Annotated in this window: 20 protein-coding genes; 8 read left to right on the top strand and 12 right to left on the bottom strand. The window is 70.0% G+C overall.

The window, feature by feature from the left end; all coding sequences use genetic code 11:
• Nucleotides 1-2 precede the first annotated feature (2 nt).
• Together RIF23_RS11950 and RIF23_RS11955 are read right to left on the bottom strand one after the other, a co-directional pair.
• The gene (locus RIF23_RS11950; RefSeq protein WP_310912930.1) at nucleotides 3-626 is read right to left on the bottom strand and encodes a precorrin-8X methylmutase; all 624 of its coding nucleotides are present in this window, start codon (nucleotides 624-626) and stop codon (nucleotides 3-5) included.
• The gene (locus RIF23_RS11955) at nucleotides 626-2044 is read right to left on the bottom strand and encodes a hypothetical protein (RefSeq protein ID WP_310912570.1); all 1419 of its coding nucleotides are present in this window, start codon (nucleotides 2042-2044) and stop codon (nucleotides 626-628) included. The genes RIF23_RS11950 and RIF23_RS11955 overlap by 1 nt, the downstream gene beginning before the upstream one ends.
• A 242-nt stretch (nucleotides 2045-2286) precedes the next feature.
• Here RIF23_RS11955 and cobN point away from each other — a divergent pair, with 242 nt between their 5' ends.
• Nucleotides 2287-5994 carry a cobaltochelatase subunit CobN gene (cobN, locus tag RIF23_RS11960; RefSeq protein ID WP_310912571.1) on the top strand — a complete coding sequence of 1236 codons (3708 nt, stop codon included), beginning with the start codon at nucleotides 2287-2289 and terminating at the stop codon, nucleotides 5992-5994.
• An 86-nt stretch (nucleotides 5995-6080) separates the two neighbouring features.
• On the opposite strand, the gene RIF23_RS11965 is transcribed toward cobN, so the two are convergent.
• The 5 genes from RIF23_RS11965 to RIF23_RS11985 all read right to left on the bottom strand — a co-directional run bounded on the left by RIF23_RS11965 (nucleotide 6081) and on the right by RIF23_RS11985 (nucleotide 11556).
• On the bottom strand, nucleotides 6081-6488 hold the full coding sequence (locus RIF23_RS11965) for a pyridoxamine 5'-phosphate oxidase family protein (protein ID WP_310912572.1): 408 nt from the start codon (nucleotides 6486-6488) through the stop codon (nucleotides 6081-6083).
• Nucleotides 6485-6787: a SelT/SelW/SelH family protein gene (locus RIF23_RS11970; protein ID WP_310912573.1), complete on the bottom strand. Its 303-nt coding sequence runs from the start codon at nucleotides 6785-6787 to the stop codon at nucleotides 6485-6487. Before RIF23_RS11970 ends, RIF23_RS11965 begins: the two co-directional genes overlap by 4 nt.
• A complete protein-coding gene (locus tag RIF23_RS11975) occupies nucleotides 6780-7889 on the bottom strand; it encodes a cobalt-precorrin-5B (C(1))-methyltransferase (protein ID WP_310912574.1) in 1110 nt (369 codons plus the stop codon). The genes RIF23_RS11970 and RIF23_RS11975 overlap by 8 nt, the downstream gene beginning before the upstream one ends.
• A gap of 77 nt (nucleotides 7890-7966) precedes the next feature.
• Nucleotides 7967-8983, bottom strand: a complete 1017-nt coding sequence (locus RIF23_RS11980; protein WP_310912575.1) for an FAD binding domain-containing protein — start codon at nucleotides 8981-8983, stop codon at nucleotides 7967-7969.
• A complete protein-coding gene (locus RIF23_RS11985; RefSeq protein WP_310912576.1) occupies nucleotides 8980-11556 on the bottom strand; it encodes a molybdopterin-dependent oxidoreductase in 2577 nt (858 codons plus the stop codon). Before RIF23_RS11985 ends, RIF23_RS11980 begins: the two co-directional genes overlap by 4 nt.
• A 158-nt stretch (nucleotides 11557-11714) precedes the next feature.
• On the opposite strand from RIF23_RS11985, the gene RIF23_RS11990 reads away from it, so the two are divergent.
• Both RIF23_RS11990 and RIF23_RS11995 read left to right on the top strand, forming a co-directional pair.
• Nucleotides 11715-12566 (top strand): SAM-dependent methyltransferase, encoded by an 852-nt coding sequence (locus tag RIF23_RS11990; protein WP_310912577.1) that lies wholly within the window; start codon nucleotides 11715-11717, stop codon nucleotides 12564-12566.
• Between the two features lie 59 nt (nucleotides 12567-12625).
• Entirely contained in the window at nucleotides 12626-13084 is a 459-nt protein-coding gene (locus RIF23_RS11995) for a cupredoxin domain-containing protein (RefSeq protein WP_310912578.1), read from the top strand.
• Nucleotides 13085-13103: 19 nt separating this feature from the next.
• On the opposite strand, the gene RIF23_RS12000 is transcribed toward RIF23_RS11995, so the two are convergent.
• A complete protein-coding gene (locus RIF23_RS12000; RefSeq protein ID WP_310912579.1) occupies nucleotides 13104-13574 on the bottom strand; it encodes an SCP2 sterol-binding domain-containing protein in 471 nt (156 codons plus the stop codon).
• Nucleotides 13575-13652: 78 nt separating this feature from the next.
• Here RIF23_RS12000 and RIF23_RS12005 point away from each other — a divergent pair, with 78 nt between their 5' ends.
• Nucleotides 13653-14303 (top strand): TetR/AcrR family transcriptional regulator, encoded by a 651-nt coding sequence (locus tag RIF23_RS12005; protein ID WP_310912580.1) that lies wholly within the window; start codon nucleotides 13653-13655, stop codon nucleotides 14301-14303.
• Nucleotides 14304-14350: 47 nt separating this feature from the next.
• Here the strand turns inward: RIF23_RS12005 and RIF23_RS12010 are convergent, their stop codons facing one another.
• Together RIF23_RS12010 and RIF23_RS12015 are read right to left on the bottom strand one after the other, a co-directional pair.
• Nucleotides 14351-15235 (bottom strand): MaoC family dehydratase, encoded by an 885-nt coding sequence (locus RIF23_RS12010; protein ID WP_310912581.1) that lies wholly within the window; start codon nucleotides 15233-15235, stop codon nucleotides 14351-14353.
• 63 nt (nucleotides 15236-15298) lie between these two features.
• A complete protein-coding gene (locus RIF23_RS12015) occupies nucleotides 15299-16681 on the bottom strand; it encodes a 3-oxoacyl-ACP reductase (RefSeq protein WP_310912582.1) in 1383 nt (460 codons plus the stop codon).
• A gap of 209 nt (nucleotides 16682-16890) precedes the next feature.
• On the opposite strand from RIF23_RS12015, the gene RIF23_RS12020 reads away from it, so the two are divergent.
• The 3 genes from RIF23_RS12020 (at nucleotide 16891) to RIF23_RS12030 (ending at nucleotide 20129) form a co-directional block, all read left to right on the top strand.
• Nucleotides 16891-18807, top strand: a complete 1917-nt coding sequence (locus tag RIF23_RS12020; RefSeq protein ID WP_310912583.1) for an AMP-dependent synthetase/ligase — start codon at nucleotides 16891-16893, stop codon at nucleotides 18805-18807.
• A 57-nt stretch (nucleotides 18808-18864) separates the two neighbouring features.
• Entirely contained in the window at nucleotides 18865-19461 is a 597-nt protein-coding gene (locus tag RIF23_RS12025; protein WP_407659457.1) for a nitroreductase family deazaflavin-dependent oxidoreductase, read from the top strand.
• Between the two features lie 167 nt (nucleotides 19462-19628).
• The gene (locus RIF23_RS12030) at nucleotides 19629-20129 is read left to right on the top strand and encodes a hypothetical protein (protein ID WP_310912584.1); all 501 of its coding nucleotides are present in this window, start codon (nucleotides 19629-19631) and stop codon (nucleotides 20127-20129) included.
• Nucleotides 20130-20345: 216 nt separating this feature from the next.
• Here the strand turns inward: RIF23_RS12030 and RIF23_RS12035 are convergent, their stop codons facing one another.
• Both RIF23_RS12035 and RIF23_RS12040 read right to left on the bottom strand, forming a co-directional pair.
• Nucleotides 20346-21797: a catalase gene (locus RIF23_RS12035; protein WP_310912585.1), complete on the bottom strand. Its 1452-nt coding sequence runs from the start codon at nucleotides 21795-21797 to the stop codon at nucleotides 20346-20348.
• On the bottom strand, nucleotides 21794-22276 hold the full coding sequence (locus tag RIF23_RS12040) for a Fur family transcriptional regulator (RefSeq protein ID WP_310912586.1): 483 nt from the start codon (nucleotides 22274-22276) through the stop codon (nucleotides 21794-21796). The genes RIF23_RS12035 and RIF23_RS12040 overlap by 4 nt, the downstream gene beginning before the upstream one ends.
• A gap of 240 nt (nucleotides 22277-22516) precedes the next feature.
• On the opposite strand from RIF23_RS12040, the gene RIF23_RS12045 reads away from it, so the two are divergent.
• On the top strand, nucleotides 22517-23686 hold the full coding sequence (locus RIF23_RS12045; protein ID WP_310912587.1) for an ROK family transcriptional regulator: 1170 nt from the start codon (nucleotides 22517-22519) through the stop codon (nucleotides 23684-23686).
• Nucleotides 23687-23808: the final 122 nt, after the last annotated feature.

A 23808-nucleotide genomic window follows, 5' to 3' on the forward strand; every position in this document is an offset into this window, starting at 1 on the left:
CTCTACTCCACCTCGCTCGCCAGGGCATTGAGGGCGGCCGAAGCCATGGCGCTGCCACCGCGCCGGCCGTGGACGACGAGGTACTCGGCGCCCTTCGGGTCCGCAGCCAGGGCTTCCTTCGACTCCGCGGCGCCGATGAAGCCGACGGGAATCCCAAGAATCGCCGCTGGGGGCGGTGCACCCGCCGCCAACAGTTCCAGGAGTCGGAACAGGGCCGTGGGCGCGTTGCCGACCGCGACCACCGCGCCGGCCAGTCGTTCGCCCCACAGGTCCACCGCGGCGGCACTGCGGGTGGTGCCCAGCCGCTGGGCGAGTTCGGGTACGGACGGATCATCCAGCGTGCACAGCACCTCGTTATCGGCGGGCAGGCGCGCACGCGTCACACCCGCGGCCACCATCTGGGCGTCGCACAGGATGGGTGCCCCATCCCGCAAGGCGTGACGGGCCCGGTCCACCACCTTCGGTGAGTACGCCACATCGGTGGGCAGGTCGACCATGCCGCAGGCGTGGATCATGCGTACCACCACCTGGGCGACGTCGGCGGGCAGCCGCTCCAGCGGTGCCTCGGCGCGGATCGTGGCGAAGGAACGCCGGTAGATCTCCGCGCCTTCGCGAATGTAGTCCATCACTGGCTGTCCAAGGCTTGGGCCACGCGCGCGGGCGCGTCTCCAGCGGAGACGCCCGAGTCGGTGGCGTCGATCTGGTAGGTGTCGGTGGCGGTCGCCACAACCGCCGTATGGGGCGTACTCGGGGATCCGCAGCGCCGGGAGCAGCCGACCCAGTGCACCCGGGTGCGGGTGTCCGGATCGGTGCGGAGCCGCACGAAACGGGTGGCATCCGCGCGTACGTCGGTCAGGGACTTGGCGCATCCGGAGATCCCGGCGCACGCGGAGACCCCGTGCCAGGGCGACTCCGGATCCACCACCAGCCCGGCCTCCCGAAGACGCTCTTCCGCCCCGACGGCCGGGCCGGGCAGCACTATGTCCCGCCACGGGGTGACCACGAGGCTCCGTGCGTGGTGGTCCCCGGTGCGATCCCCCGGTTCCACGTCGGTCGCCCCCGAATCGCCGCTATCGCCGGGGGCTCCGGTGGTGTCTGCAAGCTCCGCACGTTCGGTCAGGTCGGCGAGGTCGGCGAGTCGGTGTGCCTGGGTCGCGGTCAGCCGGCCCAGGGGCGGGGTGATCACCCGTGCCGTCACCGTCGAGCGTGGGTTCGGATCACCGTCGCTGCCAGCAGAAGCCCGGCTCGTCTGGGACGCGCCGGAGCGCAGGACCGTCCCAACGGTGGGCGGAGCCGCCGGGGAGGGCAGGGCGCCCTCCCCGGGCGTGGGCCGGTGATCCAGGCGCGCCACCGTCGGAACCGCGGCGCGTACGGCCGCGGCGAGGGCATCCGCCCCGCCCGGGAGGTCCCGGAGGCGCCAAACACCCGGGTCCCCACCACGCAGCCGCAGGAACTCCACCGCCGCTGTGACGAGCACCCCACAGGCCTGGGCCGCCGTGGGGCGCAGTCCCGTGTCCTGTCCGCAGAAGGTGAGAGCCCCCCGCGCCGGGTCGATGGCGCACCAGGACACGTCGGCGCGCAGCCCCAGAATGTCCCCGCGCCCATCGTCCAGACCGAAGAGGAAGCGCCCGCCCAGTTCGGACAACTCCGGCCGCGCGCACAGGCGTTGGTCCAGCTCGTGCACCAGGGGGGACAGATCCACCTGCCCCGCGGCGTCCAGCCCGGACAACGGGCTGGCCACGATGTTGCGTGCGCGCTCGTGCGTGACCGAGGGCAACATGCCCGCACTGCGCAGGACCTCGGCGAGACGTCCCAGCACCGCGGTGTCCAGGCCACGCAGCTGGATATTGCCCCGGCCGGTGATATCCAGACGACCATTGCCCCAGCGCGACGCGGAGTCGCTGAGGGCGCGCAGGCCCTGCGGGCTGATGCGTCCCCCCGGCAGGCGGATGCGCACGAGTGCACCGTCGGCCGCGTGGTGCGGTCGCAGCGCCCCCGGACAGGCGTCTGGGCGTGCCGCAACGGCACCAGTTAAGTCGGACATTTTTCCTATCGTAGGTGACCTGCGATGCCGCCCCGCAGACGGGCCCGTTCCCGGACCGGGCCCGCCCCGAGAGCGGCCCCGTGGCGACACTATCCCGAACACCGCGCCCAGAGTGGGCAATGCCACGACATGTGCCGTCCAGGGTCCTGAATTCGGCCAGATCTTGGGTTCCCGCTAGGGTGGCGAGCGCAGTCCACGACAGTGAACCGTAGCGAACCGAAGCATCACGGGGGGGCACCAGCATGGGGCAGCCGACGGCCGACGACGTCCAGACCGGTCCGGACCACGGTGGGTCGGGTGAAGCGACCACCATCCTGCTGCTGTCGACGTCGGACACGGACCTGCTGTCCGCCCGCGCCAGCCAGGCTCCCTACCGACTCGGGAACCCCGCACGCCTCACGGAGGAGGACATCCCCGGCCTCACCGACGGTGTGGCCGCGGTCGTGGTCCGGCTGCTGGGGGGACGCCGTGCCTGGCCCGAGGGGCTGGACGCACTGCTGGCCACCGGGCTCCCGGTCCTGGTCCTGGGCGGGGAGCAGCTCCCGGACGCCGAACTGATGACCCTGTCCACCACGCCCGCCGGTGTCGCGGCCGAGGCACACGCCTATCTGGCCCACGGGGGGCCGCAGAATCTCGCCCAGCTGCACGCCTTCCTCTCCGACACCCTGCTGTTGACCGGGTACGGATTCCAACCACCGCAGGAGACGCCCAGCTGGGGGCTGCTGGACCGGACCCCCGGCCGAACCGAGGGCCCCGTTGTTGGGGTGCTCTACTACCGGGCGCATCACGTCGCGGGCAACACGGCCTTCGTGCACACCCTCGCCGAGGCGGTGGAGAAGGCCGGCGCGCAGGTGTTGCCCATCTACTGCGCCTCCCTGCGCGGGGCCGATGACGAGCTCCTCACCAAGTTGGGGGAGGTGGACACCCTCGTGGTCACCGTGCTGGCGGCCGGGGGCGCCGCCGGGGCGAAGCCGGCCGAAGTCGGCGCCGGGGGAGACGACGAGGCCTGGGACATCGGCGCGCTGGCGGAGCTGGACGTACCCGTCCTCCAGGCGATGTGCCTGACCTCCAGCCGGGCCGAGTGGGCCGACAGCGACGACGGCCTCAGCCCGCTCGACGCGGCCACCCAGGTCGCCGTGCCCGAGTTCGACGGGCGGGTCATCACCGTGCCCTTCTCCTTCAAGGAACGCGACGACGACGGACTGCCCCACTACGTCCCCGATCCGGAGCGCGCCACACGGGTGGCCCAGCTGGCCACCCGGCACGCCCAGCTACGACACACGCCACCCCAGGAACGTCGCCTGGCCATGGTGCTGTCCGCCTACCCGACCAAGCACTCCCGCATCGGCAACGCTGTCGGCCTCGACACCCCGGCCAGTGCCGTGGCCCTGCTGCGCGAACTCCGTGCCCAGGGCTATGACGTGGGGCCCGAATCGGGGCCCGACGCCCTGCCCGGAATCACCGCCGACCCCGACGGTGGCCACGACGGCGACGCCCTGATCCACGCGCTGATCGCCGCGGGCGGTCAGGACCAGGACTGGCTGACCCAGGACCAGCTGGAGTCCAACCCCGTGCGGATTCCCGCCGCGACCTACCGCGAATGGTTCGCCGAGCTGCCGCAGGACCTGCGTGCCGAGATGGAACGCCACTGGGGGCCACCCCCGGGTGACATCTTCGTGGACGACACCCACAACCCCGACGGCGACATCGTGCTGGCCGCCCTGCACGCCGGCAACATCGTGGTGCTGCTGCAACCGCCCCGTGGCTTCGGGGAGAATCCGATCGCCATCTACCACGACCCCGACCTTCCGCCCACCCACCACTACCTCGCGGCCTACCGGTGGCTGGAGCGCGAGTTCGGCGCACATGCCGTGGTGCACCTGGGCAAGCACGGAAATCTCGAATGGCTCTCCGGGAAAAACCTCGGCATGTCGGCCTCCTGTGGACCCGACGCCGCCCTGGGCAGCCTCCCGCTGGTCTACCCGTTCCTGGTCAACGATCCCGGCGAGGGCACCCAGGCCAAGCGCCGCGCGCACGCAGTGATCGTGGACCACCTCGTCCCCCCCATGGCCCGCGCGGAAAGCTACGGCGACATCGCCCGTCTGGAACAGCTCCTGGAGGAGTACGACACCGTCTCCACCATGGACCCGGCGAAGGTGCCCGCGGTGCGTTCGCAGATCTGGACCCTGATCCAGGCCGCCAAACTGGACCACGACCTGGGCTTGACCGAACGGCCGCACGACGCGGAGTTCGACGACGTGCTGCTCCAGGTGGACGGGTGGCTCTGTGAGGTCAAGGACGCCCAGATCCGCGACGGACTGCACGTGCTCGGACAGGCCCCCACGGGCGAGGCGCGCCGCAACCTCGTGCTCTCGATGCTGCGCGCCCGACAGCTGTTCGGGGGACGGCAGGCGGTGCCGGGCCTGCGCCAGGCCCTCGGGCTCAGTGAGGCCGGCGACGAACAGCGCGAGCGCGTTGACGCCACCGAGCAGCAGGCCAGCGATCTGGTCGCCACCATGGAGGAACACGGCTGGGACCCGGACCCCCAGGTGGCCGCCACCGTGGTGCGCCAGGTGCTGGGCGGCGACCACCCCGCCGCCGAAGACGTCGCGCAGGTGTTGGCGTTCGCCGCCGCCGAGGTCGTGCCGCGGCTCGCCGGAACGAGCGACGAGGTCACCAACGTGCTGCGAGCCCTGGAGGGACGCTTCGTCCCGTCCGGGCCGAGTGGCTCTCCCCTGCGTGGTCTGGTCAACGTGCTGCCGACCGGCCGCAACTTCTACTCTGTGGATCCCAAAGCCATCCCCAGCCGGCTGTCCTGGGAGACGGGCTGGGCCATGGCCGAGTCCCTGCTGGAGCGCTATCGCTCCGACAGCGGGGACTGGCCCGCTTCGGTGGGCCTGTCCATGTGGGGCACCAGCGCCATGCGCACCGCCGGTGACGACGTGGCCGAGGTCCTGGCCCTGCTCGGGGTGCGCCCCGAGTGGGACGAGGAGTCCCGCCGCGTTACCGGACTCACCCCGATCCCGGTGGCGGAGCTGGGGCGTCCCCGGGTCGACGTCACCGTCCGGATCAGTGGCTTCTTCCGCGACGCCTTCCCGCACGTGGTGCAGCTCCTGGATGACGCGGTACGCCTGGTCTCGGAGCTGGACGAGGCCCCAGAGGACAACTATGTCGCCGCACACGTTCGAGCCGACGTCGCCGAGCACGGGGACGCCCGACGGGCCACCACCCGCATCTTCGGATCCAAGCCCGGCGCCTACGGCGCGGGCCTGTTGCAGGTGATGGACAACCGCAACTGGCGCGACGACGCCGATCTGGCCGAGGTCTACACCGCCTGGGGCGGCTACGCCTACGGCCGCGGCCTGGATGGGCGGGCCGCGCGTGGCGATATGGAACGCTCCTACGCACGTATCGCCGTGGCCGCGAAGAACACCGACACCCGCGAGCACGACATCGCCGACTCGGACGACTACTACCAGTACCACGGGGGCATGGTCGCCACCGTGCGCGCGCTGACCGGAACGAGCCCGGCCGCCTACATCGGGGACTCCACCCAGCCGGACGCGGTACGAACCCGTTCGTTGAACCAGGAGATGTCCCGGGTGTTCCGGGCGCGGGTGGTCAATCCCAAGTGGGTGGAGTCCATGCGCAATCACGGCTACAAGGGTGCGTTCGAGCTCGCGGCCACGGTGGACTACATGTTCGGTTACGACGCCACGACCGGTGTGGTACACGACTGGATGTACCAGAAGCTCACCGAAACCTACGTGCTGGACGAGACCAACCGGGAGTTCTTGGAGCAGGCGAACCCCTGGGCGCTCCACGGAATGACCGAGCGGCTGCTGGAGGCCGCCGACCGGGGCCTGTGGGCCGAGCCGGACCCGCAGACCCTCGAGGCGCTGCGCCAGACCTTCCTCCAGGTGGAGGGGGAGCTCGAGGACGAGGGGTAGACGTGCACGTGCCGCGGCCCCGGGAGCCGGAAACCGGCGTCGGGCGGTGCGGGCGGGGCCGGATGCCGCACCAACGGGGCCGTGGCCTACACCGTGCCCAAGACCCGGATCACGGCAATCTCCAGGACCACGCGCCGCGGGTTCTCCCGCGGCGTGCGGTAGCGCTCGGCGTAGCGTCGCTCCGCCTCGGCCACACTCTCTGGGTCGGTGCGTACCACGGCCCGCCCTTCCAGGGTCGACCAGCGTCGTCCGTCCACCTGGCAGACCGCCACGTGGGCGCCCGCCTCCCCGGCCGCGAGTACGTTGCGTGCCTTGCGGGACGCGGCCGAGGTAATCACCCGGACGATGGCACGGTCCAGGTCGAGTGTGGCCCCCACCGGAACCACGTGTGGTCTCCCGTTCGGGCGGAGGGTCGTCACCGTGCACAGGTGCCGTTCGGCCCAGAACGTTGCGAAGTCCGGGCCCCGCGCGTGCAGCTGGACTGGCCCGCTCACGAGCTCGCCCCGGTGGCGCGGCCGTTGCGGTCGGTGTGGCCCAGCTCGCGGTCCGGTGCCACCCGGTCCCGCACCCGGCGTTTGAGTTCGGGAATATCGGGAAACGCGCCCTGGGTGGCGCGGGACCACAGCACCTCCGATCCCAGACGAATCTCGAAGATCCCTCCGGACCCGGGAACCAGCGCCACCTCCCCGAGCTCCGCGGAGAACGTGGTCAGCAGTTCCTGTGCCGTCCATGCGGCGCGCAACAGCCACCGGCACTGGGTGCAGTACTCGATCTCCACGCGTGGTTCAGGCATGCTCGTCTCCTCCGGTGTTCGGGCGGGGTGCGCGGCCGACGATGGTACCGGCCCGGTCGATGACCAGGATGTCCACCTCCACCGCTGCACCACGTAGTACGTCCACGGCCACCCCGCGGGCGGTGTCGGCCACCACATCGCCGAGCGGAACCCCGGCCTGCTCGCACAGGCGCAGTGCCCCCAGGGCGGTGTTGGTGTCGTCCTCGCGGAGCCGGTGTGCCAGCTCCGGTGGTGCACCCGCCTGGGTGGCGAGTTGGGCCAGGTGGGACAGGTCCACCTGGGAGCGTCCCGAATGCAGATCAAGATGGCCCGCCGCCAGCTTGGCGAGCTTACCGATTCCCCCCGCGATCGTGAGACGCGGCACCGGGTGTCGGCGTACGTACTTCAGTACCGCGCCGGCGAAGTCCCCCATGTCGAGGAGGGCGTCCTCGGGGAGCCCGTACAGCTCGGCGGCAACTTGCTCGGAGGTGCTGCCGGTGCATCCGGCCACATGCCGGTATCCGGCGGCACGGGCGACATCCACGCCCCGGCGGATACTGTCGATCCAGGCCGAGCACGAGTACGGCACGACCACCCCGGTTGTTCCGAGTATCGACAGGCCACCGAGGATTCCGAGGCGGGGATTCCAGGTGTGGCGGGCAAGCTCCTCCCCGTCGACCACGCCCACCTCCACCACGACGTCGCCGGGCTGGCCGTGCGCCGTCGCCACCTCCGCCACGGCTTCGCTCATGAGACGGCGGGGAACCGGGTTGATGGCGGGCTCGCCGACCGCCAGGGGCAGCCCCTGTTTGGTGACGGTTCCCACGCCCGGTCCCGCGCGAAAGACCACCCCCGCGCCGGGGGTTCCGGGGCGTACGGTGGCACAGATCACGGCCGCGTGCGTGACGTCCGGATCGTCCCCGGCGTCCTTCACCACGGCGGCTCGGGCCCAGTCTTCGGCCCGTTCCTCCGTGGTCAACGTGAAGGAGGGCTGGTGGCCCCGGGGCAGCGTGATCGACACCGGATCGGGGAACTCGCCGGTGACCAGCGCCGTGTAGGCGGCCTTGGTTGCTGCCGTGGCACAGGCTCCGGTGGTCCAGCCGTGCCGCAGTGTGTCAGCCACACGTCACCCCTGCCCGGTTGCGCATACCCTCCAGCATGCCCAAGCGGAGCCTGTGCCCTGACCAGGGGGGGTGGTTCTCAGCTGTGCGGGTGCTCACCCATGGCACGTTCCAGTGCTTCCAGCACGCTGGCGCGGACCAGCGTCTGGCATGGCGTGTCCGTGGTGCCCGCCAACCCGGCGGCTGCCTGCACGGTCTCCGCGGACGCCGGCCGGTCGAGGAGCGCATCCTCCACGGAGCGCAGTCGCAGGGGGACTCGCGCCACCCCGCCCACGGCGACCCGCGCCCACCGGATGGTCGCTGGGGCGCGGGGGCGGGTTCCCTCCTGGTCGGCGGGGGCGGGGATTCCGAGCCGCACCAGGGTCTCGACCAGGGGCCATTCGGCCGTGCTGCGTCGGGTCAGGCGGTGGTAGGCGGCACACTCCTGCGCCGGGGGTGCGGGTAGGCGCACCCCGGTGAGGATCTCGTGCGCGGCGAGCTGGTGGTCGTGGGTGGGATCGGTCCCGTCCCCGAGCAGTTCGGGTACGGACCGCTCGCCTTCCGGATCGACGAGCACGGTCGCGTCGTGCGCCAGGAGCGCCAGCGCGATGGTGGAGGGGTGCGGTGCCACACACGGACCGAGGTTCACCAGCAGGGAGGAGGCTGCCCCGGCCTCGTGCGCGGGACACTGGTCGGCTCCGGTCTGGTGGCAGTCGAAGTCGGGGCTGCGGTAGTAGGGGCAGCGGTTGCGTTGGAGGAGGTTGCCGCCGATCGTGGCACGGCTGCGTACCTCCGGGGTCGCGATCTCGGCCACGGCCGCGGCCAGCCCCGGGTAGGACGTGCGGATGTGCGGGTCGCTGTGGAGCTCGGCGAGCGTGGTCGTGGCCCCCACCCAGGCGGGCTGCCCGTCCCGCGGGGGGTGCAGGCCGCGCAGGTCGGCAATGTCGGCCAGGTCCACGAACGGGCCGCTGGCACGGTTGAGGACCTGGCGGGAGGTGGTGTCGATCCCGCCCGCGCGAAACTCCGCGTCGGGGTGGGCGCGACGCGCGTCCCGGGCGGCGGCCACGGCATCTCCACCCTCGTGTTCGTCCAGTTCCGTGGTTCGCGTTGGGTTCACGACTGTTCCTCCAGGCCGTGCAGCACCTGCTCGGGCAGGATCGGCGTGCTGCGGGGCCGCCACCCCGTCGCGTTGTGTACCGCATTGCCGATCGAGGCGGCCACGGCGACGGTGGAAACCTCGCCGAGTCCGACCCCACCGCCGCGGACGTGGTCCCAGCCGTCGGTGTGGAAGTGCACGTCGATCTCCGGTGTGTCGGCGATGCCGGGGATCTGGTAGTCATCCAGATTCGTGCTGAGGACGGTACCGGAGGTGGGGTCCACCGTTCGCTGCTCGTACAGGGCGTAGCCCACCCCCTGGATCACTCCGCCTTCACACTGGTTACGGGCCAACCGTTCGGCATGGATGCGCCCCGCGGAGATGCCGCAGTCCACCCGCAGCGGACGGATCGTCCCCAACCGCGTGTCCACCTCGACCTGAGTGACCAGGACGGCCCCGGCAAACCCTCGACCAATCGCCACACCGTCCACCGGGAACGGGGTGACGTATCCGCCCCGGTCGCGGCGGCGCCGCCCCACGACCGATACGCCCTGCGCCGTGGCCGTATCGAGTCGCACCGGGGCGTCTGTGGGGGTGTTCAGAGCCCGACGCAGCCGCCTCGCGGCGTCGGCCGCGGCCGGCGCGAGGGACGGGGTGCTGCAACTACCGATCGCGGCGGGACCATGGGTGTGCGCGCTGTCGCCGACCTCGACCCGAATCCGCTCCGAGGGCAGCCCGAGCTCCGTTGCCAGGGTGTTGACCAGCACCGTACGACTACCCGTGCCAATGTCCTGGGTCGCGGTGCGTGCCACGAGGAGTCCGTCGTCCACGCTGAGTTCGACCCGGGTTGCGGGGTCCAACAGGTAGAGCCAGTTGGCGCAGGCCAGACCCACCCCGCGGCGCAGGCGCCCGGGCCGTGATCCACGGGTGGGGCGGTCCCGCCAGCTGGGGAGACGGCCCGCCCAGTCGTACAGCCGCTGCCGCTTGGGGTTACCGTCCCAGCGGCGCCGGAGATCCAGGGGGTCAACACCCAGGCTGTATGCCGCCTCGTCGACCGCCTGCTCCAGAGCCCAGGTCATCGGAGGCCCACCTGGGCCCCGGAAGGGGGTGGCGGGAGGGTGGTGCGTCAGCACGTCGTAGTCGCGCAGCCGCCGGGGAGCGTGTCCGTACACGAAGCGCGCCAGAGTGGCGGCATTGGACCCGACGGACACACCGCCCGAGCCGTAACTGTCCATCGTCAGACCGCTCAGCCCGCCCTCGGCATCGGTGGCCAGGGCGAGGTCGATGCGGGTGGCCGGGCGGTGCCCGCCGTCGGTGAGTTCCTCTCGCCGGCTCAGGGTGACCCGCACCGGGGTCCCGGTGTGCCGTGCCAGATCCACCGCGGCGATCACGTCCGAGGTGAGCCCCGCCTTGGCGCCGAAGCCGCCGCCCACGTGGTCGGAATGCACCCGTACGCGCTCCACGGGCAGTTCCCAGCGTCGCGCCACGGCGCGGGCCAGGCGCCGTACCGACTGGGTAGAGACGTACAGCCGCACCGTGCCGTTGGTCTCCCAGTGGGCGACGCAGCAGTGCGGTTCGAACGGGGTGTGCGTCTGGGCGGAGGTGGTGTAGCTGCCGGTCACCAGTACGCCGGAGTCGGGGCCGGTCGCGGCGGTCCGGCGCGCGGCGGCCGTCGGCCGCCAGCTCATCCCGGCGGGGCCCCGGAGGTTGCCGGTCCAGGGGACCGGGCCCTGCGGCGCCTCGGAGCTCAGGGGGGCTCGTTTACGCTGCCTACCTTCCGGATAGACCTGGGGCGCGTCCTCGGCGCGGGCCTGCTCCTCGGTGAGTACTGCTGGCAGGGGGGTGTACTGAACCGAAACCTCGGCGGCACGGCGTCGCGCCTCGACGTCGGTCGGGGCCGCGACCGCGGCGACGGGTTGGCCGACGTAGCGGACCGTGGCACCCTCGGAGCGCAACCGCACCAAGGGCACGTCCGCGGGAGCCTTGATGCCCTCGATCCGGGCATGGGCGTGCGGAGAGCGTACGATGACCCCGACCTGTTGGTTGGGCAGGCGGATATCGGTCGTGTAGCGGGCCTGACCGGTGACCTTCGCCGGAGCTTCGGTTCGGGGCGCCGGTGAGAGCGGACGGTGGGGGTCGTAGCGTCCGGTGCACGCGGCGGTGACGGCGGCGATGATGCCCGGATAGGCGCCGCAGCGGCACAGGTGACCGGCCAGCGCCGCGGTGACCTCGTCCCGGTGTGGCGGAGTGTCTCCGTGTTCGGCACGCCACCGGTCCACGAAGGAGGCGGCGGCGACCACCATCCCGGGCGTGCAGTAGCCACACTGGAGGGCGTCTTCGACGGCGAAGGCCCGCTGCACCGGATGGTCCCCGCCGAGTCCCTCGACCGTGGTGATGTTGCGGCCGTCCACGGTGGCGCACGGAGTGACGCAGCTCAGGGTTGGGGTCGCGTCCACCAGAACGGTGCAGGCCCCACAGACCCCGGTGCCGCAGACCACTTTCGTTCCGGTCAGGTCGAGGTCGTCGCGTACCAGCTGGTCCAGTGTGGTCTCCGGGGTAGCCGGGACGGGACTTCCGTTGACGGTGACGTCCATGCCGCTCCGGGGGATCGACGGTGGTTCCGGCCTATCCTTACACTCGCACAGGCCCTGGCACCAGGGGGCATCGGCGACCGGGCGCGAAGCCTCGGTGGGGCACGCGCTATCCTCCCGTGCAGGTCGGTACTCCGTACGGCCGAGAGGGGAGTGGGGCCATGGCTGAGCGAGCGGGCTGGTGGCCGGCCGCGGCGGACGCGGTCGATCCTCCGGACGTCGACTTCACCACCCCGAACATGGCTCGGGTCTACGACTATGTGCTCGGCGGCAAGGACAACTTCGCCGTGGACCGTGCGGTGGGCGACGAGATTCTGCGGCGCCTCCCGGAGGTGCGGCTGGGCGTGCAGCAGCAGCGCGCCCTGTTGCGGCGCGCGGTGCGGCTCATGGTGGAGGATCTGGGGATTCGGCAGCTCATCGATATCGGAGCCGGCCTACCGACCGCGGACAACGTGCACGAGATCGCGCGGCGCCACGCTCCGGGGACACGCGTGGTCTATGTCGACAATGATCCGGTGGTGTTGGCGCACGGGCGCGCGATTCTCGCCGACGCCCCTGAGGTATGCGTTGTGGAGGGGGACATCACCCGCCCGGAGGAGATACTGGCGCATCCGCAGACCCGCGGACTCATCGACCTCACCGAACCGGTCGGGCTGGTGCTGTGCGGCATCCTGCACCACGTCTCCGAGGAGGAGGGGCCGCAGGACCTGGTGCGTCGCCTGTGTGCCCCGCTCCCCGTGGGGAGTCACGTCCTGCTCCACCATCTGCGGGATCCGGGCAGCGCGGCCGCCGCCGAGCTCCAGCAGGCCTTCCGTGCGGCGACGGGGCGCGGTGAATTCCGTAGCGACGCCCGGGTCGCCTCCCTCCTCGACGGGCTGGACCTCCTCGAACCCGGGCTGGTTCCGGTCTGTCGTTGGCGGCCGGACCACGAGGTTCCGGAATCGGACGAGCACCCGGTGCTCCAGCTGGCCCTCGCGGCGTTGGCGCGCAAGTCCCGGCCGACGCTGCCATAGCCGGCACCGCGGGCAAGGCGATACGATGCGCCAACCTGTTGTCACTGGAGGTGAGCACGATGGTACGTGTCCCAACGTCGCTGACAGCCGTGGTCGCTGCGGTGGCCCTGTTCGGCGTGAGTGCCTGCAACGACGCCGAGGAGGAGCCGCAGGATCCCGTGGAGGACACCGATGTTGACGGCGATGACGCAGAAGCGGAGGACGACGCGGCGGACGATGCGGATCCCGACGCCGAGCCGCGGGCCGACGAGGTGATCGCGGTCGAGGCGACGGAGATGGCCTTCGAGGGACTGCCGGAGACCGTGCCGGCGGGAACGGTCGAGATCGAGCTGGACAATGTGGGGGACCTGCCCCACGACATTGTCGTGGAGGAACTCGGGGACGAGGTGGTGGCCAGTGCCGAGCCCGGCGAGTCCGCCTCCGGGACGGTAGAGCTGGAGCCCGGCGAGTACACCGTCTACTGCTCGATCGGCAACCACCGCCAGGAGGGCATGGAGGAGGTTGTTACCGTCGAGTGACGGCGGGTTTCGCCGACCTTCAGGCCCGGGGAATGTCGAACAGTCGGGGGAGATTGGTTCCCAGAGCCAGGTCTCCGCTGGCGGTCAGTTCCCGGGCCATGAACATGGCGATCGGGCTTCCGTTCCCGGAGACGAGCCGGAGGAAGGCGGCGTCGTCCATGGTCAGGGCGAGGGTTGGCTTTTCCTCCGCATGCCCGGGCTCGGTGGTGCAGCGTCCCTCGGCTATGGTCACGCGGTAGCTGATATCGCGCTCGCCGGTGACCGTCCAGTGGATGGTGGCGTTGACGGAGTGGACGGAATGTGCCGCCTCCGGCCGGAACTGGTGTTCCATTCGGGTGAAGATCTCGGCAATGACGCGTTCGCGGGTTTCCCCCTGCATCAGGGCGCTGATGTCCGCCGGCGTGGCCCCTGCGACCATGTGTGCGAACTCCTGCGGGGAAATGCTGGCGAAGTCCAGGTCGGCCAGGTGCTCAGGCAGGGAGTTGGACATGGGGCGTCTCCCGTCACTGGGGGGCGAACAGATTTTACCTGCGAGTAACATTACTCCTTGGTAGATAGGATCACAAGGGTGAGCCAGCGATCCAAGCGCCTGCCGCGGGCCGTGCGCGAGCAACAGATGATTGACGCGGCGATCCAGGTCTTCTCCGAGCGTGGATACCATTCCGCCATCGTCACCGAGATCGCGGAGCGTGCCGGTGTCTCCAAACCGATGGTCTACCTCTACCTGGGCTCCAAGGAGGATCTGTTCCTCGCCTGCGTCCGATCCTGCGCCCGGGAGCTGACCGCGGCGCTCCAGGAGTACGCCCGTCCGGAGCTGACCCCCGAGCAGCGACTGTGGCAGGGCCTGACCGCGTTCTTTACCTTCGTGGCCGACTACCCCGAACGCTGGAATGTGCTCTACCAGCAGGCCGCCAAACACGGCTCCACCATCGCGGCCGGGGTCGCCGAGGCTCGGGACCAGATCCTGCTGGACGTGACGCGCCTGGTGCGCGACGATCCTGCCACGGGGCAACAGACACCGCCGGACCGCACGCGAATGTCCGACAAGGAGGCCGAATTCGTCGCGCGTGCCCTGGTGGGAGCGGCGGACTCCCTCACCGACTGGATGCGGTCCTATCCCGACGAAGGCCCCGAACAGGTCACCCGACGGCTGATGACCATGGTCTGGGTGGGTATGGGAAACGCCCATGCCGGCCAGATCTGGTCCCCACCCGGCTGAGCGTTCCCCAGAAACGCGTCTCCCCGCCGCGGCGCGGGGGACAGCGGTCACGAGCCGGGAGTCGACAGGTGTCCCCGCAGGTGCCAACGGTCGCCGTTCGGGCTCCCCAACTCGAAGGCCCATCCCTCGTCCGTGGATCCGGCGTGCAGCCGCACATCGGAGCCGAGGAGCACCGGAGTGCGAAATGTGACCTCCACCTGGCAGGACGGGGCTGGTGGCGCCCCACCCGCGGAGCTTTCCAACAGGGCCAGACACCGGGCCTTGGTCCACATTCCGTGGGCGATGGCCCGGCGGAACCCGAACGGGCGCGCGGTCAGTGGGTGCAGGTGAATCGGGTTGCGGTCTCCGGACACCGAGGCGTAGCGCCGTCCCATGTTCCGCGCCACTCGCCATGTGGTGTCGATCTCGTTCCGGTCGGGTCCGCAGGGGTGCGGCGCGGGCCCTGAGGAGGCTCCCCGCGGCCCCCGTCGCAGATACGTGCTGACCGAGCGCCACTGGGGGACCTGGCTGTCCGCTGCGGTGAGGGTTGTGTGCACGTCGACGGTGACACCCGAGGGGTGGTCCTGGAGGGGATCGGCCCACGCACGCAGTGTCAGTGGCGTGTCCGGATCGATGGTGTCCAGACGGCGAATGCTGTTGTGTAGATGAACCAGGCCGATCGGCGCCAGGGGAAAGTCGGGCCGGGTCAGCAGCGCCATGGTCAGGCCGAATCCCAGAATATGCGGATAGGTTACCGGTAGTTCCCGCCCCTGGGGCCATCCGCACACCTCCCGGTAGCGGGCCACGTGTGCGGGGTCGAGGCGGACGTTGGGGAGGACCAGCTGTTGGGGTGGCACCTCGCCGGAACGCCGACGCCGGGGGACGGCGGCCCGCAGGTAGCTGGCGGTCAGGCGTGGCGAGCGGTGCAGGATGGTTATGGGACGGTCCGGCACGGCAGTCTCCCTGTCGGAACTGGGGTGGGGCACGCGGAATAGACGGGGCGACACGGGGCGAGGTCAGGCCCCGATCAGGGACTGTCCACAGACGCGGAGTACCTGACCGTTGACACCCCCGGTCCCCGGATCGGCCAGATAGCAGACCGCCTCGGCGACGTCCTGCGGGGTTCCGCCCTGGCGTAGGCTGTTCATCCGTCGCCCCGCTTCGCGCACCAGCAGCGGCATGGCTTCGGTCATCGGAGTCTCGATGAAACCCGGTGCGATCGCGTTGACCGTGGCGCCGCGTTCCGCGGCCGTGGGTGCGAGGGCGGTGACGAGCCCGATCAGTCCGGCCTTGCTCGTGGAGTAGTTGGTCTGGCCCGCATTGCCGGCGATGCCGCTGATCGACGAGGTGCACACCACGCGTCCCCCCGGCCCCAGCACCGGATCCGTGGGGTCGACGAGGCGTTCGGTGATGCGCTGCGCGGCCAGGAGGTTGACGGACAGGACCGCGTCCCACTGCTGGGCGCTCATCCGGGCCAGGGTCTTGTCGCGGGTGATTCCCGCGTTGTGCACCATGACGTCGAGCCGTCCGAAGTGGTGCCGGGCAGCCGCGACGATGCGTTGTGGCGCATCGTCCTCGGTGATGTCCAGCTCCAGGGCCTGACCGCCGACACGTGTGGCCGTGTCCGCGAGATGGGCCCCGGCGTGCGGTACGTCGATGCACAGCACCTGGGCGCCGTCGCGCGCGGCGGTCTCGGCGATGGTCGCTCCGATGCCCCGGGCCGCACCCGTCACCACCGCGACAGTGTCCGCCAGCGGTGCCACCTCGGCGATCGGGGGCGTCGGGGGCTCGGTGTTCGTGGACTGTGTGGTTTCGGACAGGTGCAGCGTCTGGCCGGACACGTAGGCGGAACGGTCCGAGACGAGGAAGCGCACCGTGGATGCCGCGGTGGTGGGGGCCTGGGCGGGAACGTAGATCAGGTTGACTGTGGCGCCCATGCGGAGCTCCTTGGCCAGCGCCCGGGTGAACCCCTCCAGGGACCGCTGTGCGACCGCGGCGCCGAGCGTGCGGCAGTCGGTCGCCGGGGTTCCGACCACGAGAACCCGACCGCCGGCGCGCAGGCTGCGTACGCGGGGCCCGAGGAGTCGGTGCAGGGTGCAGAGCTGTGTGGTCTCGGTGATTCCGGTCGCGTCGAGGATGAGGGAGCCCGGTTCCTGGGGTTCGTCCGGGGTCGGATCCGGGCTGGTGCAGGTGTGCACCGGCGTTCCACCCTCGGCGAGGATCGCGTGGAGTGCCCCGGTGACGGTGGCGTCCTCCGTGGTGGCCAGGAGCACCGGCCCCGGGGAGCGGGGGTTCTCGGGACTGTGACGGTACAGGTGGGGTGGACGGGGGAGGCCCAGACGCTTGGTGACGAAGCCTCCGAATCCCGTGGCTGCGAACCGTTGGTATCGATCGACCATGACTCACTCCTTACTTGAAAGTAAGTATACCCATGGGTTAAATAAGTGGTTACTCTGCGGTAGACAGTTGTGCGGAACGGTAGTCCCCCAGGCGCCGAGGCCGCCAGAGCAGGAGAGGCCACGTCCGGCCTCGTGTCCGGCCCCGAGGGTGGGAGGTGATCGCGCGTCGCCCACGGCAGTACGAACCGCGTCGTTTCGAAGGAGCGAACATGGGAGTACAGCAGGATCTACGCCGGGCACGGAAGCGGGTGGACCTGACCGGCCGCGTCTCGGTGGAGGTTCACCACGACGAGTACGGGCACGTACGCGAGGCCCGCACCTCTGCGTTGGTCGAGCGTCCCAGCGCCGGAAGTGTCGCCGATATCCCCTTCACCAATGCCGCCGAGGCTCCCGAAGCCGTCGTACTACGCCGCAGGACCGCGCGGGGCTGGCAGGATGTCACGGCCGCCGAGTTCGCTCGGCAGGTTTCCGAACTCGCACGGGGACTGGTAGCGGTGGGCCTGCCTCCCGGCGGACGTGTGGCGATCATGTCCCGCACCCGATACGAATGGACCCTGCTCGACTTCGCGGTCTGGGCTGCCGGTGGCCAGAGCGTGCCCATCTACCCCACAGCGTCTCCCGAACAGGTGGCCTGGATCCTCCGGGACTCGGGAACCCGCCTGTGCGTGGTGGAGAATGCGGAGCACGCCCGGGTGGTGGCCGCGGGGGTGCACGCCGATACGGAGCATCCCCGCGTGTGGCAGATCGATGATGCCGGCCTCGAGGAGATCTCCGGGCAGGGCCGGACCGTTCCCGAATCCGTGGTGGAGGAACGGCGCAGAGCGCTGGGGCCGCGTGACATCGCCACGATCGGCTACACCTCGGGAACGACCGGAAACCCCAAGGGGTGTGTACTGACCCATGCCAACCTGCACGCCGAATCCGCGAACCTCGTGCGACTGTTGCACCCCGTGTTCGTGGAGGTCACCAAGCAGACAGCATCCACGCTGCTGTTTCTCCCACTGGCACACATCCTTGGACGCACTCTCCAGCTCGCGTGCATGCAGGGACGGATCGTCGTGGGGCACTGTCCGAGTATCAATCCCGACGAGCTCCGTCCCGAACTGGCCTCCTTCAAACCCACGTTTCTCGTGGGGGTTCCGTACCTCTTCGAGCGCATCCACGACACCGCCCGGGCCACGGCCGAGCGCCTGGGGCGCGGTGCCTCCTTCGCCCGGGCCGACCGGATCGCCGTAGGCATCGGCCGGGCCGGGCTGGACTGGTACCTGGGTCGCGGCCCCAAACCGGGAATCGGGCTGCGCCTCGCGGCCGGACTGTACGACCTGTTGGTCTACCGGCGGGTGCGAAAGGCGCTGGGCGGCCGGGTGCGGTATGCGATCAGCGGCGGATCGCCCCTCGACGAACGGCTCAACCTGTTCTTCTTCGGCTGTGGCATCGTGATCTACGAGGGGTACGGCCTCACCGAGACCACCGCCGCCGCCACGGTGGTTCCGCCACTGAACCCGCGCCCGGGAACGGTGGGACAGCCGGTTCCCGGCGCTGCGATCCGCATCGACGAGGATGGGGAAGTACTCGTGGGCGGGGACATCGTCTTCTCTGCCTACTGGAACAACCCCGAGGCGACCAGGGAAGTCCTCGGGGAGACCTGGTTCGCTACCGGGGACCTCGGCACCCTGGACGAAGATGGCTTCCTCACCATCACCGGACGTATGAAGGACGTGCTCGTCACCAGCGGTGGGAAGAACGTGTCGCCCAGTGTGCTCGAGGATCGGCTGCGCAGTCGACCACCGATCGGGCAGTGCATGGTCGTGGGTGAAGGTCGACGCTACGTGGCCGCGCTCGTCACCCTCGAACCGGATGCCCTGGAGCACTGGCTCGCGGTCCGCAAACGCCCCACCGACACCCCGATCTCCCAACTCCAGGACGATCCGGAACTGCGCGCGGACATCCAGCAGGCGGTGGACTACGCCAACGAAGCGGTCTCCCGGGCGGAGGCCATCCGTGAGTTCCGCATCGTCGACGGCCAGTTCACCGAGGACAACGGCATGTTGACGCCGACCCTGAAGGTTCGTCGAGACGTGGTGGGGGCCCGGCACGCAGCGGACATCGAGTGGCTCTACTCCTGAGGCTGCCCTGAGCCACGAAGGCCCGCGCTCGGTTCGTATTCCCGGGAGGTGCGGGACATGGCGGTGGTGTCGCTGTCGGCCTCGCGGGAACGCTGGGTGGTGGACCGCAGGAGGCATACGTCCGTCGAGGATGGAGGTGCCCACGACGTGACCTTCGCCGACCCGCCACGATCGCCGCTGCGTCGAGCCGTGTACCGCGCCCCCGTGTGGATCTACCGCTTGGGTTTGGGTGGGGTCCTGGGCTCCCGGTTCGTCCTGCTCACCCACCGCGGTCGAGCCACGGGGCAGGTACGGCAAGTGGTGCTGGAGGTGGTGGGGCGGGAGGACGCCTCCGGGGGCTACCTGGTGGCATCGGGGTACGGAGCGCGGTCCCAGTGGTTCCAGAACATCCGGGCCGAGCCCCGGGTGTTGTTCCAGGTGGGGTGGCGTCGCTACCGCGGATCGGTGCACCTGTTGCCGCCCGCCGAGTCCGGGGCCGTGCTCGCTGCCTACGCGCGACGCCACCCCGCTGCGGCGGACGAGCTGATGCGCGCCCTGGGGCACGATTGTGGATCCGGCGCGCAGGATCGGGATGCGGCCTACCGCCGGATCGGAGCCGATGCCGAGCGGGGCGTGCCCGTCCTCGCCCTGCGGCCCGCGCAGCCGGTGGACTGAGGCGGCCCGCGCCACCGGAGCAGCACCCGGCTGTGTCCGGAGCGCTGGAGCGGCCGGCGGGGAGAGGCCGGTCCGGGGCACGTATGGCCGGTCGGCGCCTCGGTTCCGGTCCCTGGACAGCCCACTCCCAATTAGATAGTTTAGGTATCTAATTGGAGGGAGTGCCCATGTCCACGCCATCGTTGACCCCACACAGTGCTCGCATCGGCGGAATCCTGCTCATCTCCCTGGTGGGAGTGGCCTACGGCGGCACCTACCTCCTCCAGCTGGTGACCGGATCGCCGGGCCAGACCGACGTTCAGCTGGCCTTCGCACGTGCCGGCCACGCCCATGCTGGGGTACTGCTGATTCTGGGACTGGTCTGTCTCCTCCTCGCCGACGCCGTGGGCAGCCGCGGGCCGTGGGGCCTGGTGGCCCGGTTGGGCGTTCCCGTCGCGGCGATCCTCATGCCCCTGGGCTTCTTCACGTCTGTGGCGGGTGCCGGCACCACTGAGCCGAACGCCCTGGTGGCCCTGGTCTGGATCGGAGGACTGTGCCTCGCCGCGGGGGTGCTCACCCTGGGCGTCCAGCTGCTTCGCGCCGGTTGGACAGCAACGCCCGGCGTGGACACGCCCCGCCCGGGTGCCGCGGCGTCCGGACAGTCTCGCTCGACGACGGAAACGACCTGAGTACGGTGCCCGCCCGTCGCCCCACCGCGCACGGCCACGGATTCCGCCCCCGCCGGGCCGTCCCCGAGTAACCCAGCGACGGGGCGGCCCGGGAGCCCCCGCGATTCCCCGGTAGCGTCTCGGTCCCGGCCCCGGTCCCGCCACTATCGGGGAATCGGATGTCACGGCGCGCGGTCGAGGGCACTGTGCGTACGCGCCCAGACCCCCGGGGTCGGCTCAGCCGTTGTTGTTCACGGCCTTCTCGATCCGGTTGCCAATGTCGGGGTCGATCCTGCGCCAGTACTCGAAGGCGCGCCGTAGTACGGGCTCCGTGACCCCGTTCTTCAGGTGTCCGGCCACGTTGGACACCAGCCGGGCCCGGGCCGCGTCGTCCATGACCTCGCGCACGAGGGTTCCCGCCTGGATGAAGTCGTCGTCATCGCGGTGGGGAACGTAGGCGGCGTGCACCATTTCGCCGCTGGTGTACCAGCCAGCCGGCTCGCCGAAGTGCGTGGCGTCGGCGTGGGCGCCACCCTTGGAATTCGGGGCGTACACCGGGTCTGACACGTTGGTGACCCGCATGAGACCGTCCTTGCTGTAGCTGTGCACCGGCACCTGCGGGGCGTTCACCGGAATCTGCTTATAGTTGACCCCCAGCCGGGCCCGGTGGGCGTCCGCGTAGGAGAACAGGCGCGCGAGCAGCATCTTGTCCGGGCTGGGGCCGATCCCGGGCACGAGGTTGTTCGGTTCGAACGCGGCCTGCTCGATCTCGGTGTGGTAGTCGCTGGGATTCTGGGTCAGCGTCATACGGCCAACCTCGTGCAGCGGGTAGTCGCCGTGCGGCCACACCTTGGTCAGGTCAAACGGATTGAACCGGTAGTTTTCCGCCTCGGCGAACGGCATGATCTGTACGTAGAGCGTCCAGCTCGGGTGGTTGCCCTGCTGGATCGCTGCATAGAGATCCCGGGTGTGATAGTCCCCGTCCGTGCCGGCGAGCTGGTCGGCCTCCTCCTGGGGCAGGAAGTCGATCCCCTGGTCGGTCTTGAAATGGTACTTGATCCAGAACTTCTCGCCTTGGGCGTTGACCCACATGTAGGTGTGGCTGGAGTAGCCGTTCATGTGGCGCCAGGTCCGTGGGATTCCGCGGTCTCCCATGAGCCAGGTGACCTGGTGGGCCGACTCGGGGGAGAGGGTCCAGAAGTCCCACTGCATGTCGTTGTCGCGCAGGTTGGTGTCCGCGCGGCGCTTCTGCGAACGGATGAAGTGCTGGAACTTCATGGGGTCGCGCACGAAGAACACCGGGGTGTTGTTACCGACCATGTCGTAGTTGCCCTGGCTGGTGTAGAACTTCACGGCAAACCCGCGTGGGTCCCGCCAGGTGTCCGGGCTTCCCCGCTCCCCGGCGACCGTGGAGAAGCGGATCATCATATCCGTTGTGGTGTTGGGCTGGAACACGGCGGCCTTGGTGTAGGCGCTCACGTCCTGGGTGACCTGGAACGTACCGAAAGCGCCCCCGCCCTTGGCGTGCGGCTGCCGTTCCGGGATGCGCTCCCGGTTGAACTGGGCCATCTGCTCGATCAGGTAGTTGTCCTGAAGCAGGATGGGGCCGTTCGGACCGACGGTCAGTGAATGCTCGTCACTGGCGACCGGGATACCGGCATCCGTTGTGGTGGGCTGCGTCTCCGTCATCGCCGTGCCTCCTCGTACATTGACAACCCCGTGGCCACGGGCCTGGCACCCGTGGTTGTGGGCGCGCAGTCAGGGCACCGTCCCCAGAAGAGCACTTCGGTCCGCTCCAGCAGGAAGCCGTTGGACTCGTTCGGAACCAGGCACTGACCGGCGCGCTCGGCCCGGTCGACGTCGTCGATACGGCCACAGTCACGGCACACCAGGTGGTGGTGCTCCTCGCCGGTACGGCATTCGTAGCGGGCCGGATGCCCGGCTGGCTCGACGCGCTGGAGCAGCCCAACGCGGGTGCACGCGCTGAGTGTGTCGTACACCGCCTGGGTCGATATCGAGCCGATCCGCTGCCGTACGGCATGGCCGACGTCCTCGGCGCAGGCGTGCGGGTGCTCCGCCACCCATCGAAGTACGGATAGCCGAGGACCGGTGACCCGCAACCCGGCCTGGCGCAACTGCGCACGCAACGACGCGTCACGGTTGGGCATACCTCCACTCCAGTATGTGAGATAGGGCACGTCAAGAAGCCTGGCCCAGCGGTGGTCCCGGATTGGGGAGAACTTTGCCTCCTGCCGCGGGCGGCCACCTGTCGTGGTCCCCCGCTACGGCAGGGCGTGATTGTCCGGCTCGACAGCCCGACCGCTGCGTCGTCGGTGGCACCCGAACCAGGGCGGTGTGTTCAAGCCTTGTAGCCTCTGAATTCCCACCCACCCCGATGGAGGCCGATCGTGAGTACCGAGGTTCCCCGACCCCCGGGGTCCCAGACGTCGCTACGTCAGGCCAATCGGGAGCGGGTGGTGCAGCTGTTGCGCTCCAGCGGGACACTCACCCAGGCCGAGATTGCCCGCAACACCGGCCTGTCCCCGGCCACGGTGTCCAATGTGGTTCGGGATCTGCGTGCTGCGGGAACAGTGGGTGTGCGGGCGACCAGCGCCACCGGACGGCGGGCTCGCGCCGTGTCGCTGCTGCGGGAACCGGGCATGGTCGTGGCCCTGGAGTTTGGTGTGGACCAGCTCGCGGTCCTGGTCGCCGACCATGACCAGCGGATCCTCGCCCAGGAACGAATCCCCTACGACCTCGCGGGGGAGCCCGAGCGCGGGCTCCGGCGCGCCGCCTGGCTGGCCGAGACCGCGATGGGGCAGGCCCGAGTGGACCGGGGCATGGTGACCCGGGGCACGATCGCCTTTCCCGGGCCGATCGACCCGGATACCGGAGAGGTCGGTGCCACGACGGTGTTGCCTCGCTGGTCGGGCACCCGTCCTGCGGCGGAACTCGCCACACGGCTGGGCATCACGATGGTGGCGGAGAACGAGGCGAACCTGGCCGCGGTGGCCGAACAGGGGCAGGGGGCGGCACGCGACAGTCGCGCGATGGTGTACGTACACCTGTCGCACGGAGTGGGTGCGGGAATCGTGCTGGACGGGCGTCTGGTTACCGGGGTTGCCGGAACAGCGGGCGAGATCGGGCACGTCACCCTGGATGAGCGGGGCCAGGTGTGCCGCTGTGGCAACCGTGGCTGTTTGGAGACCCTCGCCGGTGCGCCGTACCTGTTGGCCATGGTGCCCCGACCCACCACCGACGCTGACACCACGGCACCGGCCACGCTGCACGACATCGTTCGTGCGGCCCAGCAGGAGGATCCCGGCTGCACCCGTGTGCTGGCCGAGGCGGGGTATGCCGTGGGTCGCGGCGTGGCGGTGCTGGTGAACGTGTTCAACCCGGACCGCGTTGTCGTCGGTGGGGCCCTGGCGCGCGGCGGGGAGTTGGTGCTGGAGCCCCTGCGTCGGGCTGTGGACTTGGAAGCCCTGCCCAGCGCGCTGAACCGAGCCGTGGTCGTTCCTGGACAGCTCGCGGACCAGGCCGCGCTACGCGGTGCGGTCCAGTACGCGCTGGCCTGAGCTGAGTATCAGCGGGAATCCCAGCTGTGCGGTGGATCCAATGTGTTTAAGTATTGAATGAATGAGATGTAACTCATTGGTTATCTGTTCAATCCTTGACGTCAACGGTTCGGTGAACTTGA

The sequence above is a fragment of the Lipingzhangella rawalii genome (assembly GCF_031628175.1).
GTDB classification, from domain to species: Bacteria; Actinomycetota; Actinomycetes; order Streptosporangiales; family Streptosporangiaceae; genus Lipingzhangella_A; species Lipingzhangella_A rawalii.

Excerpts from the sequence above, each read along its gene's own strand:
- RIF23_RS12030 (WP_310912584.1), top strand. The coding sequence starts at position 19,629 with ATGTCCACGCCATCGTTGACCCCACACAGTGCTCGCATCGGCGGAATC.
- RIF23_RS11970 (WP_310912573.1), bottom strand. The coding sequence starts at position 6,787 with ATGCCTGAACCACGCGTGGAGATCGAGTACTGCACCCAGTGCCGGTGG.
- cobN (WP_310912571.1), top strand. The coding sequence starts at position 2,287 with ATGGGGCAGCCGACGGCCGACGACGTCCAGACCGGTCCGGACCACGGT.
- RIF23_RS12000 (WP_310912579.1), bottom strand. The coding sequence starts at position 13,574 with ATGTCCAACTCCCTGCCTGAGCACCTGGCCGACCTGGACTTCGCCAGC.
- RIF23_RS11990 (WP_310912577.1), top strand. The coding sequence starts at position 11,715 with ATGGCTGAGCGAGCGGGCTGGTGGCCGGCCGCGGCGGACGCGGTCGAT.
- RIF23_RS11955 (WP_310912570.1), bottom strand. The coding sequence starts at position 2,044 with ATGTCCGACTTAACTGGTGCCGTTGCGGCACGCCCAGACGCCTGTCCG.
- RIF23_RS12015 (WP_310912582.1), bottom strand. The coding sequence starts at position 16,681 with ATGGTCGATCGATACCAACGGTTCGCAGCCACGGGATTCGGAGGCTTC.
- RIF23_RS12040 (WP_310912586.1), bottom strand. The coding sequence starts at position 22,276 with ATGCCCAACCGTGACGCGTCGTTGCGTGCGCAGTTGCGCCAGGCCGGG.
- RIF23_RS12035 (WP_310912585.1), bottom strand. The coding sequence starts at position 21,797 with ATGACGGAGACGCAGCCCACCACAACGGATGCCGGTATCCCGGTCGCC.
- RIF23_RS12020 (WP_310912583.1), top strand. The coding sequence starts at position 16,891 with ATGGGAGTACAGCAGGATCTACGCCGGGCACGGAAGCGGGTGGACCTG.
- RIF23_RS11985 (WP_310912576.1), bottom strand. The coding sequence starts at position 11,556 with ATGGACGTCACCGTCAACGGAAGTCCCGTCCCGGCTACCCCGGAGACC.
- RIF23_RS11995 (WP_310912578.1), top strand. The coding sequence starts at position 12,626 with ATGGTACGTGTCCCAACGTCGCTGACAGCCGTGGTCGCTGCGGTGGCC.
- RIF23_RS11950 (WP_310912930.1), bottom strand. The coding sequence starts at position 626 with ATGGACTACATTCGCGAAGGCGCGGAGATCTACCGGCGTTCCTTCGCC.
- RIF23_RS12025 (WP_407659457.1), top strand. The coding sequence starts at position 18,865 with ATGGCGGTGGTGTCGCTGTCGGCCTCGCGGGAACGCTGGGTGGTGGAC.